At 42.8% G+C, this 12,662-nt stretch carries 13 protein-coding genes; 8 read left to right on the top strand and 5 right to left on the bottom strand.

Annotated elements, in window-relative coordinates; translation table 11 throughout:
* Nucleotides 1–41: 41 nt before the first annotated feature.
* The gene (locus tag G3W54_RS06655) at nt 42–755 is read right to left on the bottom strand and encodes a rhomboid family intramembrane serine protease (protein WP_162652316.1); all 714 of its coding nucleotides are present in this window, start codon (nt 753–755) and stop codon (nt 42–44) included.
* Between the two features lie 289 nt (nt 756–1,044).
* On the opposite strand from G3W54_RS06655, the gene G3W54_RS06660 reads away from it, so the two are divergent.
* From G3W54_RS06660 to G3W54_RS06670, 3 genes are all read left to right on the top strand, one after another.
* On the top strand, nt 1,045–1,665 hold the full coding sequence (locus G3W54_RS06660) for a PAS domain-containing protein (protein WP_162652317.1): 621 nt from the start codon (nt 1,045–1,047) through the stop codon (nt 1,663–1,665).
* Between the two features lie 80 nt (nt 1,666–1,745).
* Nucleotides 1,746–2,357 carry a PilZ domain-containing protein gene (locus G3W54_RS06665; RefSeq protein ID WP_244627846.1) on the top strand — a complete coding sequence of 204 codons (612 nt, stop codon included), beginning with the start codon at nt 1,746–1,748 and terminating at the stop codon, nt 2,355–2,357.
* A gap of 519 nt (nt 2,358–2,876) precedes the next feature.
* Nucleotides 2,877–3,428: a transglutaminase-like cysteine peptidase gene (locus G3W54_RS06670; RefSeq protein WP_162653591.1), complete on the top strand. Its 552-nt coding sequence runs from the start codon at nt 2,877–2,879 to the stop codon at nt 3,426–3,428.
* Between the two features lie 158 nt (nt 3,429–3,586).
* Here G3W54_RS06670 and G3W54_RS06675 read toward each other — a convergent pair whose 3' ends face one another.
* Complete coding sequence (locus G3W54_RS06675) at nt 3,587–4,117, bottom strand: gamma carbonic anhydrase family protein (RefSeq protein ID WP_162652318.1); 531 nt, start codon at nt 4,115–4,117, stop codon at nt 3,587–3,589.
* A 129-nt stretch (nt 4,118–4,246) separates the two neighbouring features.
* Between G3W54_RS06675 and G3W54_RS06680 the strand changes: the two genes are divergently transcribed.
* Nucleotides 4,247–4,978 carry a hypothetical protein gene (locus G3W54_RS06680; RefSeq protein WP_162652319.1) on the top strand — a complete coding sequence of 244 codons (732 nt, stop codon included), beginning with the start codon at nt 4,247–4,249 and terminating at the stop codon, nt 4,976–4,978.
* Nucleotides 4,979–4,993: 15 nt separating this feature from the next.
* Here G3W54_RS06680 and G3W54_RS06685 read toward each other — a convergent pair whose 3' ends face one another.
* The 3 genes from G3W54_RS06685 to G3W54_RS06695 all read right to left on the bottom strand — a co-directional run bounded on the left by G3W54_RS06685 (nt 4,994) and on the right by G3W54_RS06695 (nt 8,247).
* A complete protein-coding gene (locus G3W54_RS06685; RefSeq protein WP_162652320.1) occupies nt 4,994–6,307 on the bottom strand; it encodes a homoserine dehydrogenase in 1,314 nt (437 codons plus the stop codon).
* A gap of 121 nt (nt 6,308–6,428) precedes the next feature.
* On the bottom strand, nt 6,429–7,661 hold the full coding sequence (locus G3W54_RS06690; RefSeq protein WP_174244215.1) for an LL-diaminopimelate aminotransferase: 1,233 nt from the start codon (nt 7,659–7,661) through the stop codon (nt 6,429–6,431).
* 118 nt (nt 7,662–7,779) lie between these two features.
* Nucleotides 7,780–8,247, bottom strand: coding sequence for a hypothetical protein (locus G3W54_RS06695; protein WP_162652321.1), 468 nt, complete (start codon nt 8,245–8,247; stop codon nt 7,780–7,782).
* Between the two features lie 146 nt (nt 8,248–8,393).
* Between G3W54_RS06695 and phaC the strand changes: the two genes are divergently transcribed.
* Genes phaC through radC form a run of 4 tightly spaced genes read left to right on the top strand, consistent with a single transcriptional unit; the run spans nt 8,394 to nt 12,582 of the window.
* Nucleotides 8,394–10,217: a class I poly(R)-hydroxyalkanoic acid synthase gene (gene phaC, locus G3W54_RS06700; protein WP_244627847.1), complete on the top strand. Its 1,824-nt coding sequence runs from the start codon at nt 8,394–8,396 to the stop codon at nt 10,215–10,217.
* Nucleotides 10,217–10,942: a DNA/RNA nuclease SfsA gene (gene sfsA, locus G3W54_RS06705; protein WP_162652322.1), complete on the top strand. Its 726-nt coding sequence runs from the start codon at nt 10,217–10,219 to the stop codon at nt 10,940–10,942. The genes phaC and sfsA overlap by 1 nt, the downstream gene beginning before the upstream one ends.
* 21 nt (nt 10,943–10,963) lie before the next feature.
* Nucleotides 10,964–11,788: a type I methionyl aminopeptidase gene (gene map / locus G3W54_RS06710; RefSeq protein ID WP_162652323.1), complete on the top strand. Its 825-nt coding sequence runs from the start codon at nt 10,964–10,966 to the stop codon at nt 11,786–11,788.
* Nucleotides 11,785–12,582, top strand: a complete 798-nt coding sequence (radC, locus tag G3W54_RS06715; protein WP_162652324.1) for a DNA repair protein RadC — start codon at nt 11,785–11,787, stop codon at nt 12,580–12,582. Before map ends, radC begins: the two co-directional genes overlap by 4 nt.
* Nucleotides 12,583–12,662: the final 80 nt, after the last annotated feature.

The raw sequence follows: 12,662 nt of genomic DNA on the forward strand, positions 1-12,662 counted from the left end.
TCACATTAAGACTAGCTCGAAATTTAAGAAATGTACAATGGCTACCAGTTCTTGTTGTCAAAAATATCAAATAATAAAAACCCAAACAAGAACCCGCCAATATGCGCTTCCCAAGCAACAGAATTTACAGAGCCAGTTAAATTGGCGCCGAATGCTGGTATTAAGCTTATCCCAAACCAAACTGCGAGGTAAATGAGAACTGTCTTGTTCTGAAAAATCTCTAAAAATGATTGGCGAGGTAAGAAATGAGCTTTATCTCGAATAAATCTCCCACTGAGTGGAAACGCAAACCGTGTTGCAGCTCCCATTAAGGCAGACACAACACCCGATGCACCAATGACCAGTGTAACTTCACCCCAGTTCAGCGCAGCAAAAAATGCAGCCGAAGCAATCGCCGACAAGACCCAAAAAACACAAAATCTTATAGTTCCCCATCTACGCGCGACAATCGAACCAAATGCGGCAAGCCAGAGCCCATTCACGATGAGGTGACTATATCCGCCGTGTAACAATGAGTAGGTAAATGCTGAGGTAACATACGGGACGCCCATCTCTGTTATAGATAATACATACCTTTGAGGAATGAATGCAGTATTGACCAATAGCTCCAGATCAAGTTGCTCGCTTAAAAACGTCTCTCTAACCACATGAATTGCTAACAATACGACAAGTGAGAACAAGATAATGCCTGGCAAATTGAAGATAGGTGGATCTTTTTGTTCTTCAAAGGAAACAGGGTCTGAATTGCTGTTCATAAAGGCTATCCATTTTAAATGTAAATATAGTCGTCCATAGACGTTATTTGGATAAAAAAAAAGACCACGTGAAATGTCACGCGGTCTATGATCAGAAATGATCAAAATGGGGTGCTGTTTTTCCTAGTTGGAAACATATTATTAACTTGCCACAGAATGCGTCACCTCACAACAGAAACCATTTATTAAGGTTAATATCCGGCAGTTAAACAAAATCCCAACCCGTCAACTAATATAGCACCCATCGGTGATATCGTAGTTTTAAGTATAGAGTAACGGGTAATGCGCCATGCAACATTCGACAAACAGAGAATTGTTTCATTATTGGAATGCATTACGTTCTGATCGCCCTGCCCCGTTGCGTCCTGAATTTGAACCCTCTGCTATCGGCAATATTATAGGTTCTATCTTCATGCTTGAAGTAACTTGCACTATAGCAGCTATTCGGCTTGCCGGCGGGAACATATGCGGAATGTTTGGCGAAGAACTTCGCGGAAAAGCATTTGCTAAACTTTGGCTTAATGGTGTTGATCGCAAGCCAAGCACTATCGCCAACCGATGCATAGAAGACACAACCCCCTATTTATTACGCGCAGATGGATTAACCCGCGCAGGCTCTATCTCAGAACTTGAATTGTTGATCGTGCCTTTAATGGGTACGGGTAATCAATCAGATCGGGTCGTTGGATCTTTGGCTGACCTTGATCAGAATGACCCATTTGTGAAGAAACACATCATCGGCATGTCTTTAACTTCTATTAGAGCAATTGATCGAGATACAATTCCTGTCACCTTTGATAATGGACAGCGGGCAAACCCTGCAAAGATGCGCAAAACAATAACAAAGCCACAAAAAACAGGCCGGAAGAAACATCATTTACATGTTATCGATGGCGGAATTAATACTTAAACACCAGTCATAAAGCTTACAGATTTTTAACCATCCTATTATAGATTTCGGATATACAAAAATCGAAGGTTTTGTTCAAAATGCCATTTTCAGCTCACAACACGACTGAGACACCGCAAGATAATTCAGACTCGTTCTACAGTGTAACGGTTGATCTGCAAGGTCGTATGATGAGACAAGATTATAGTGAGCAAAAATGTGTAATTCAGCGCATGTCTCCTGCTGTTGCCTCTTTTTCTGCTGCAAACCTCCCAAATTCCGGTGAACGCATCATTGCCTATGTCGAGCAGTTAGGTCGTATTGAAGGATCTGTCACTCGCACAACGAAAGACGGATTTGAGGTTGCAATTCATGCAACACCGCGCAAGCAAAGCAAATTAGCAGCGCAGCTAACTTGGCTTGCCAACAAACACGAACTTGGCGTTTCAGAAGATCGCCGCCATGAACGTACGACACCAAGCAACGACAATGCTGAAATACGCTTGGAAGATGGACGGACCTACCCCTGCCATATCTTGGACCTTTCAGTCTCTGGCGCAGCATTTGTAGTTGATATCCGTCCTGAAGTGGGAACAAAACTATGGCTGGGTTCAATGCAAGGGCGTGTTGTAAGGCATTTTGACAATGGGCTTTCAATGGAGTTTACCCATGTACAACCGCTTAACGAACTAGAAGAGCGCCTAAAAGGTTAAACTAACCTTCGGATACCCTAAATAGTACTTCCATAAACACTACGATTATTGATTTTTAGCTGCGCATACTCATGTTTGCAAAAAAAATAAGTAATTATCTATCATTTTTTTCATCCCACATATTGGATGAAATCATCGAATATACGTTCTCAAAGCCGAATACATAAAGACGAATCCGCAACCTCGTGCTCAGAAATTCACGGACTCATCAGTCGTCTTGCATCTGAGCATGCACCTTTAAGATCATATAAGTCAGGCAGTTGAACGTTATTTCGTAAAATTTGAACTAAACTTATTGCTGATTTTACTGTAATTTGAATTGAAATCACATCAAATTTTCTGATTATTTTATTCTACTTTATGTAATAATTACATATAGTTAGCATAAAATTGCGATGCCAAAATTGGTCAAATTTAAAAACCGAATTGCAATAGTCCTTCCCATAACGGGGAGAACTAAAAATGGTTCAATTCAAGAGCGTCATAAAAAAAGGCGCATGTATTACAGGGTTATCACTTATGTTTGCGGGACAATCATTCGCAACTCAAGATTTTTTGAGTCCGATTGAGCAAACTAATCCACCTATCGGGCATTATGAGTTTTGTAAGGTCAGGCCAAGCGAATGTAAGGTGATCGGGCGTGATCAAGGTCCCATGCATCTATCTCGAAAAGCATGGTCGAAAATCATATCAGTTAATGCGTCCGTCAATAATAATATCCAACCACTAACGGACATGCAAATCCATGGCGTAGAAGAGCGCTGGTCGTACCCTCAGCAAGTCGGGGATTGTGAAGACTATGTCTTACTAAAAAGGCATAAACTCATGAAAGCTGGATTTTCACCAGCAGATCTTCTCATTACGGTTGTTCTCCAACCAGATGGAGCCGGACATGCAATCCTAACCGTTCGAACGGATTACGGTGATTTTGTACTCGATAATCTTCGCGATGATGTGAAACTTTGGCACGAAACCGGATATCGCTTTATTAAGCGGCAATCGTCAGAACATGCAGGTGCATGGATGGCTCTAGGTGGAGGCCGAAGCGGGGCTGTCGGCAGCCTCAACTAAATATATATTTCAGTGATGTAACTCCAGTCACTAAAATCCCGAGGTCAGGTTTTCTAATCCTTGAGTCTGCCCAATCCTCGTCCCCAAAAAGACTCAAGGTCTTACCGGTCCACTTACGTCCCTAAGTGGACCGGCTATCTTTAATTTGATAACAATGTTTACTTCAACCGCGTTAATCCTGATCGAAATTTATATGCATTTTCGACATAATGATTTGCGCTATCTTTGAGCGATTGAACCGTCACCTCATCAATTTCTCTAACCACACGAGCCGGTGCGCCCACTACAAGCGAGTTATCAGGAATTACTTTACCTTCAGTAACCAAAGCACCTGCACCAACAATACAATTTGAACCAATTTTTGCACCATTCAGAATGGTGGCTCCCATACCTATAAGTGTATTGTCGCCAAGCTCACAGCCATGCAAAATTGCGTTATGCCCAATTGTGCACCTATTCCCAATAATAAGCGGAAACCCCATATCTGTGTGAAGTGTACAGTTTTCCTGAATGTTTGAACCTTCACCAATGTTGATCCATTCGTTATCACCACGCAATACGGCGCCGAACCATATGCCTACATCCCTCGATACAGAAATTCTTCCTATCACTTCAGCGCTATCAGCAATCCAATACTTGCCTTCGATAGGTAATTTGGGTTCAATTCCATCCAAACTATAAATCGCCATGGTGTTTTGTTTCCTTCTATTCTGATTATCTAAAAAATTGAATGCGAAATTAAATTACTGAAAGCATTATTTATTGTCATAATGTTTTCTATGATTCTTTTAATTAAATGTCACGATCAAGCATAACTCATGACCAAAGACCAACCGGAATTTGAAAAACAACCACTCATCACACCAAACTTTTTGTGGAGGGTTACGAGTGCAATAGGTGCGCTACTCATTGCAACATTGATTATCTACATCGGCGGAAATTATTGGAGCAAATCCATTTCTCATGGCGGACATACGGTGGATCAATCCAAACATAATATCACTATAGGCAAAGGTACATTATCCGTTACAGCCAATAGTATTCGATTTTCAGAGCAACGCCGAGATGGTGTGACGAGTAGATTAAACCTGTATTTTAACTGGCCGGACTTTACTGGGTACACCAAGGAAAATGCGGGGGATTTTAACGATGCTGGAGAAGATCCGAATGTAATCTTCGTTGATGTTGCCAAGTCAAATGGACAAATGGATATGTCTAGCAGGTTTAACCCCATCTATCGAAATTTTATTGATTCAGCTCCTCTCGAAGGACCTGGGGAGCTTGTTTATTACAGAATGAGTGATAGTTCGAATTTCAAAGGTGAATTAATCTACACAGAGAGATTAGTAAAAGAGCGCCCATTCGTCATCAAATGTCTTGCAGATACGACCAATAACAAAACACCCAGCGCTACCGAATGCCAGAGAGATATTAACATCATCGGGAACTTGAGCGTCACATATAGATATTCCCAACACTTACTTCCTCATTGGGAAGCAATTGAAAGCAAGCTGATAAAGTTTCTTCAACTTACTCTCAAAGTTCACTGATTACAGCGCAGCAAGTTAGGGTTTTTCAATACGAATGACCTGTGGTTTACTGGTCAAGTATCCTTCTTTTGCAATCGCTTCCATTGTTTGGCGAACCGACTGCTCTGTCGTTGCATGAGTGACCAGAATAACGGTTTGATTGCCGCTATCACCTTCTTTGGTATCGGCGCGTTGAACAATTGACTTTAATGAAATCGAATGATCTGACATGTGTGTCGCAATATTGGCAAAAACACCAGTTTCATCTTTGACAGATAAGCGGATGAAATAGCCACCTTCATGGCTTCTCATTTTCGCACGTTTATATGGAGTAAGCTCTGCTACCGGGTTACCAAATACTGGTGCATGTTGAGTGCCAACCTTGCTTTTAGCAATATCTGCCAGATCACCAATAACAGCAGATGCAGTTGCAAAGCCTCCAGCGCCCGGTCCAGACATGACCAACTCACCCAGAAGATCAGTCTCAACAGCAACAGCGTTCGTCACACTATCAACTTGTGCAACAAGGCTGTGAGTTGGCACCATCGTTGGATGCACACGCTGCTCAATACCAGAATCAGTTAACTGAGCAACACCCAACAGCTTGATCCGATAACCTAATTCATCTGCTGCATGAATGTCTTCAATCGTTATATTAGTGATCCCCTCAAGGTAGATCTCATCAGCGGCCAATTCTGAACCAAATGCGATACTTGTCAATAATGCAAGCTTGTGAGCGGTATCATTGCCATTAATATCAAAGGCTGGATCAGCTTCTGCATAACCCAGTTTTTGGGCATCCGCTAAACAATCTTCAAACGACATATTGTCCGCAAGCATGCGCGTCAAGATATAGTTGCATGTACCATTCATTATACCATAAACACGGGAAATCTTGTTACCTGACAGAGCTTCGCGCATGGCTTTAACAATTGGAATACCACCAGCAATAGCGGCTTCGTAATTTAAAATAGTCCCTTTTTCTTCGGCAATTTTTGCAAATTCCATACCATGTTTAGCTAGAAGTGCCTTATTTGCTGTCGCAACGTGACAGCCACGAGAGAGCGCAATTTTAACGGCTTCATAAGCATCGCCATCTTCACCACCAATCAATTCGACAAGAACATCGATATCCGCTTCTTCAGCCAATGTTTTGGCATCATCAAACCATTCAACGCCACTGAGGTTAAACCCTCTATCCTTATCTTTATTTCGTGCGCAAACAGCGGTTACCGTAATCGGACGGCCACAGCTTTTCGTAAGGCTAGCAGCTTTTGTCTCCAATAATTGGCCAAGAGATGCACCGACTGTACCAAGACCAGCAATTCCAACTTTTAAACTATTTGACATAAGGGTTCCATTCGCCGCCAAAAGAAAAGATTGTTGCACCGTCTCCAGCGCAAATTATGGGCTTGGTTTAAAGCGCCAATTTGCACTGGTCAATCTTCAAAGTAAGAATTAGTTGAACAACTTATCTATGAGATGTTAGATCAATCACATTATCTGCTTTATCACTCGTTTCGTGTCCATTCTCGCCAAAGAACCGTTTGATATTGCGCGCAGCTTGGCGAATACGATGCTCATTTTCAACAAGCGCTATGCGAACATATTCATCGCCATGCTCACCAAAACCGATACCTGGAGACACTGCCACATCAGCTTTTTCGACAAGCAACTTAGAAAATTCAAGCGATCCCAAGTCGGAAAATGGTTCGGGAATTTTTGTCCAAGCAAACATTGTTGATTCAGGAGGAGTCACATCCCACCCAGCGCGGGAGAAGGAATCTAACATCACATCACGGCGTGTTTTATAGACATCACGAACCTCGGCAATATCCGAGCCGTCCCCATTTAATGCAGCTGTCGCAGCCACCTGAATTGGCGTAAACGCACCATAATCCAAGTATGATTTCACGCGGCTCAACGCCCCAATGAGGCGCTCATTACCAACCGCAAAACCCATGCGCCAACCCGGCATGGAAAAGGATTTGGACATAGACGTAAATTCTACGGCAACATCCATGGCACCATCAACTTCAAGAACAGATGGTGGCTGATTTCCATCAAAATAAATTTCCGCATATGCCAAATCAGACAACACGATGATGTCATGTTTTTTTGCAAATGCGATCACTTCTTTATAAAAATCCAAAGACGCGACACAAGCAGTCGGATTGGCAGGGTAATTCAAAATAAGAGCGGTCGGCTTCGGAATCGAATGTTTGACGGCACGCTCTAACGGAGGGAAAAACGAATCGTCAGGCGTAACGTCCATTGAACGGATAACACCGCCAGACATAATAAAACCAAAAGCATGGATCGGATAAGTCGGATTTGGGCAAAGTATAACATCACCTGGCGCAGTGATCGCCTGTGCCATATTAGCAAATCCTTCTTTTGATCCCAAAGTTGCAACAACTTGCTTTTCAGGATCAAGCGTAACACCGAAACGACGCTTATAATAATTTGCTTGTGCTCTGCGAAGACCTGGAATACCGCGAGACGTGGAATAACGGTGAGTGCGCGGGTCTTGCGCAGCTTCGCATAACTTATCGACGATAGATTGTGATGTGGGCAAATCCGGATTTCCCATCCCCAAATCCACAATATCGGCACCTGCCGCTCGTGCGCTTGCTTTCAGGCTATTGACCTGTTCAAACACATATAGCGGCAATCGGCGGATGTTGTGGAATTCTTCCATCATCTCTCTCTTTCAAAGTTGCAAAATGGTATGAATGTACTGCAATGGATCGCAAATAAATGCAAGTATAGGCAGCTCAATTAGCGACACTATCTACGAGCCTGAGACACTTATATCACCATTACTGAGATATGATTGTGTCGGCATTTTGTTCGTGTGTTTTCGCCAATTTCCGCAGATACCTTAATTTGGCTTCAAAATTGGCTCTTACATTCTCATTGGTCGAACGACGGAGCAGTAACTCTGTCATCTTGGTTTCTATTGCAATTTTTTCAGGAGAGCTTAACTGATCAACTTCACCTTTGGGCGTTTCAGCAAAAGTAGGATATCCTTGCTTGTCATATTTTGGTAATGTTTCAGTTGCTAATGTCTGAGTTTGTAATGTGCTCGATGCTTGCGACTCTAATGGATCATCGACTTTATGTACGGCGACATCGTTGTTCGATGTTTTCTCAAGTACGGTCGGCGAGTTTTTCTCCGCATCACGTCGCGGAGCAGCATCTTCTAGCGAAGTAGAGACACATGCTTGCAATAATGCGCAGCTAAATAAAGCAAAAGCAGTTTTCAAACCAATTTTCAAACTCGCCAATATTTCATTCCTTCAAGCTCATCTAGGTAGTATATCCTTTTGTAAGAATAAAATTACAATAAAGCTGTTATATGCTCTAAAAATGTTTCACAAAGATATCATTTATATGGCAAACTGGCACAGTAAATTCGTTATAGGGGTCACAAGTGAAAAAAGGCGCAAAAGATAGTAAAACCGAAGCGGACGCTTCGCTAGATGCGTATATTGTTGATGATCCGCAGAAAATGGCGGTTAACTTTGCGAGAACGCTTGAAAATTTGGGAAAAGCAGCGGCGGCCTGGGCAGAACGACAGGACGAGAAAAAACAACCTGAAAACGCTATGGAACCGTATGGAGATATGGTTGAAACCTTATCTAAAGTCGGTCAATATTGGCTTGAAGATCCCAAAAGAGCAATCGAGGTACAAACATCACTCCTCACAAGTTATTTCGATCTATGGTCAAACTCGGTTCAAAAACTTTCAACAGGCGATGATAAAAACCCGTTATCGGAAAGAAAAGACCGCCGCTTTGCTGACCCCGACTGGCAAGAAAAACCATTCTTTGAGCTTCTTCGTAATACCTACTGGCTCACAAGCGACTGGGCGCAAAAGCTGGTAGCGCAAGCTGAAGGCTTGGATGACAGCACCAAACACAAAGCCGAGTTTTACGTTCGCCAAATTACAGAAGCGCTCAGCCCAAGTAATTTCGCAATGACAAACCCAGAGGTTTACAAAGAAACAGTTGCCACAAATGGCGAAAACCTTGCACGCGGCATGGAAATGTTTGCGCAAGATATTGTTGCAGGTAAAGGCGAGTTAAAAATTCGCCAAGTCGATTCTACGCCGTTTGTACTTGGCGAAAATATTGCCATAACGCCAGGCAAGGTCATTGCGCAGAACGATATCTGCCAGGTTATCCAATATCAGGCTAAAACAGAACAGGTTATAAAGCGCCCTCTCCTAATTTGCCCACCTTGGATCAACAAGTTCTATATTCTCGATCTCAATGAGAAGAAGTCATTCATTAAGTGGCTTGTTGAGCAAGGTCATACAGTTTTCATGATCTCGTGGGTAAATCCCGATGAGCGTCACGCCAAATATGACTGGACAGACTATTCAAAGATGGGGGTCAATTTTGCTCTTGATGCAATCGAAAAAGCAACTGGTGAAAAGCAAGTCAACGCAATCGGATATTGTGTTGGAGGAACTCTGCTCACAGCAACAATGGCGCTGCACGCAAAAACCGGTGACAAACGCATAAAATCCGCAACGTTCTTCACCACACAGGTCGATTTCACTCATGCAGGTGATCTGAAAATATTTGCGGCGAGAGAAAGTATTGAAACCATAGAAGAAGATATGAAAGCAACGGGCTATCTGGAAGGGTCTAAAATGGCGGCAGCTTTCAATATGCTGCGGGCTGCGGATTTAATTTGGCCTTATGTTGTGAATAATTACCTCAAAGGGCAACAACCAATGCCGTTTGACCTTCTACATTGGAATTCAGATTCAACACGCATGGCAGCCGCAAACCATTCTTTCTATCTGCGCAATTGCTATCTAGAAAACAACTTATCTACCGGAAAAATGGTTTTAGATGACAAGACGATTGATCCCAAAGACATCAATATACCAGTCATGCATATCGCTGCGAAGGAAGACCACATAGCACCACCAGAATCGGTCTATTTAGGCTGTAATTACTTCTCAGGCCCAACCGAATTTGTTATGGCAGGTTCAGGTCATATTGCAGGTGTCATCAATCCTCCGGCACAAAACAAATATCAATTCTGGCATGCTGATCGCGGTTCCATGACATTTGAAGAATGGAAAGATGCTGCCAAAGAGGAACCTGGTTCATGGTGGCCTTATTGGCATTCATGGATTGAAAAAATGTGTCCCGATACAGTTGAAGCCCGAAAAATCGGCAACAAAAAACTCAAAGTCATAGAAGATGCGCCCGGCTCCTATGTCATGGCGAAAGTCTAATGGAATTTGAACCAAGCTTGGTGAAAGCCAAACTGATAAGGCGTTACAAACGTTTCTTGTTTGATGCTGAAATGGAAAATGGGGAGCTAATTACGGGCTCCTGTCCAAACACGGGTTCAATGCGTGGCTTAACAACGCCTGCATCGACAATTTGGATGTGTGATCATGGCACAGGCGGCACACGAAAATACCAATACAGCTTTGAACTCATAGAAGCAGATAATACCATTGTTGGAATAAATACAGGAAGGCCAAATAAATTGGTCGAGCAAGCCATTCAAGCTGGCTTGATTTCTGATCTAAAAGAATATGATACACTTCAACGCGAGCAAAAATATGGGCAGAATTCACGAATTGACATTTTGCTGACCGATCCGAACCGAAAAACGGCCTATGTTGAGGTTAAAAACGTTCATTTTATGCGGCAGCCCGGATTAGCTGAGTTTCCAGACAGTAAAACAGCCCGTGGAGCAAAACATCTTTATGAACTTATCGATATGGTTAAACTTGGCCATAGAGCCATTATGGTCTATCTCATTCAGCGAAACGATTGTGACAGTTTGAAAATATGTCATGATTTGGACCCCGTTTATGCAGAGGCATTTACCGAAGCAATGGAATATGGGGTTGAAGCTTACGCATTGCAATGCAACATATCCCCACTTGGAATTTGGCCGGAAAGCCTTATAAAGATTGATGAGCCTTCTGTGCAAAATCAATTGTAATTTAGAATAAAAGTTAAAGACATGAACAAATACATAGCCGCAATAGATGCACCCATCAAAAATACCGGCCAAATCCGATTGCATGGCGAAGAAGGTTTTGCAGGTATGCGTAAAGCTTGTGCTGTAACAGCTGAATGCCTCGACGCGCTTGTTGATATTGTAAAACCTGGCGTAACAACGCAAGAAATTGATGATTTTGTTTTCAAATTTGGCCACGACCGCGATGCAATGCCAGCCACATTAAATTATCGAGGCTATACAAAATCATGTTGCACATCGATCAACCATGTTGTGTGTCACGGCATCCCAAATGCAAAGCCTTTGCGAGAAGGTGATATTGTCAATATCGATGTTACGTTTGTTGTGGATGGCTGGCATGGCGATTCTAGCCGTATGTACCCAGTGGGTGCAATAAAACGCGCTGCCGAGCGCTTATTAGAAGTTACGCATAAATGTCTGATGCTCGGCATTGAAGCCGTAAAACCAGGTGCACGCACAGGTGCAATTGGTCACGCTATACAAACATATGCAGAATCAGAACGATGCTCCGTTGTTCGTGATTTTTGTGGTCATGGATTGGGTCAGATGTTTCACGATGTACCCAATATCCTGCATTATGGTCAACCAGATCAGGGGCCTGAGCTCCGCGAAGGTATGATATTTACGATAGAACCTATGATCAATTTGGGTCGCCCGCATGTTAAAGTACTGTCCGATGGTTGGACGGCCGTAACGCGAGATCGTTCTTTAACAGCACAATACGAGCACTCTATCGGTGTAACAGCCGATGGCTGTGAAATCTTCTCACTATCGCCCAAAGGCCTTGATTGTCCGGGACTTACATGAGCAAAAATCGTGACAGCGATAAAGACGTACCGCCGAACGGATTGTCTGAACCTGAGGCAGACGAACGCTTATTTTTTGCAGAACAAAGTTCACCAATCATTCAAGCGCCTAAACAAGGCAAAGCCGAACATTATCACGGGCATAGAGAGCGCTTAAGACAGCGGTATAAAAAAAGCGGTTCTGAAGCACTTGAAGACTATGAGCTATTAGAGCTCATTCTGTTTCGGCTCATACCACGTCGTGATACTAAACCCATTGCCAAATCGCTCCTTGATACATTTGGCACATTAGCGCAAGTTTTCGGGGCACCAGTCAATCGCCTTCAAGAAGTCAAAGGTATTGGTGAAGCTGTCGCGCAAGACCTTAAACTCATCGCGAGTATCTCTCAACGTACGCTTAAATCTGAACTTCAGAACAAACAAATTCTGGCATCTTGGTCATCAGTCATAGATTACTGTCATTCTGCGATGGCTTTTGAAGAAAAAGAACAATTTCGAATCCTTTTCCTGGATAAGAAAAATGCACTTATTGCCGATGAAGTTCAACAAACGGGCACAATTGATCACACACCAGTATATCCCAGAGAAGTCGTCAAACGAGCACTAGAATTATCTGCCACAGCCATTATCCTAGTACATAATCACCCATCGGGCGACCCTACTCCATCTCGTGCAGACATTGAGATGACAAAACTCATTATGGAAACAGCAAAACCACTTGGAATAACACTGCATGACCACATTATAATTGGTAAGGAAGGTCATGTGAGCTTTAAAGGTTTGCGTCTTTTCTAGCGTTAGCTTCCAAATAATCCAAACAGAAGACATAAAAAAAGCCGCTAATTTCTTAGCGGCTTCTTCAAAACATATGTGCG

The organism is Lentilitoribacter sp. Alg239-R112 (genome assembly GCF_900537175.1).
Taxonomy (GTDB): Bacteria; Pseudomonadota; Alphaproteobacteria; order Rhizobiales; family Rhizobiaceae; genus Lentilitoribacter.

Excerpts from the sequence above, each read along its gene's own strand:
- G3W54_RS06655 (WP_162652316.1), bottom strand. The coding sequence starts at position 755 with ATGAACAGCAATTCAGACCCTGTTTCCTTTGAAGAACAAAAAGATCCA.
- G3W54_RS06660 (WP_162652317.1), top strand. The coding sequence starts at position 1,045 with ATGCAACATTCGACAAACAGAGAATTGTTTCATTATTGGAATGCATTA.
- G3W54_RS06665 (WP_244627846.1), top strand. The coding sequence starts at position 1,746 with ATGCCATTTTCAGCTCACAACACGACTGAGACACCGCAAGATAATTCA.
- G3W54_RS06670 (WP_162653591.1), top strand. The coding sequence starts at position 2,877 with ATGTTTGCGGGACAATCATTCGCAACTCAAGATTTTTTGAGTCCGATT.
- G3W54_RS06675 (WP_162652318.1), bottom strand. The coding sequence starts at position 4,117 with ATGGCGATTTATAGTTTGGATGGAATTGAACCCAAATTACCTATCGAA.
- G3W54_RS06680 (WP_162652319.1), top strand. The coding sequence starts at position 4,247 with ATGACCAAAGACCAACCGGAATTTGAAAAACAACCACTCATCACACCA.
- G3W54_RS06685 (WP_162652320.1), bottom strand. The coding sequence starts at position 6,307 with ATGTCAAATAGTTTAAAAGTTGGAATTGCTGGTCTTGGTACAGTCGGT.
- G3W54_RS06690 (WP_174244215.1), bottom strand. The coding sequence starts at position 7,661 with ATGATGGAAGAATTCCACAACATCCGCCGATTGCCGCTATATGTGTTT.
- sfsA (WP_162652322.1), top strand. The coding sequence starts at position 10,217 with ATGGAATTTGAACCAAGCTTGGTGAAAGCCAAACTGATAAGGCGTTAC.
- map (WP_162652323.1), top strand. The coding sequence starts at position 10,964 with ATGAACAAATACATAGCCGCAATAGATGCACCCATCAAAAATACCGGC.
- radC (WP_162652324.1), top strand. The coding sequence starts at position 11,785 with ATGAGCAAAAATCGTGACAGCGATAAAGACGTACCGCCGAACGGATTG.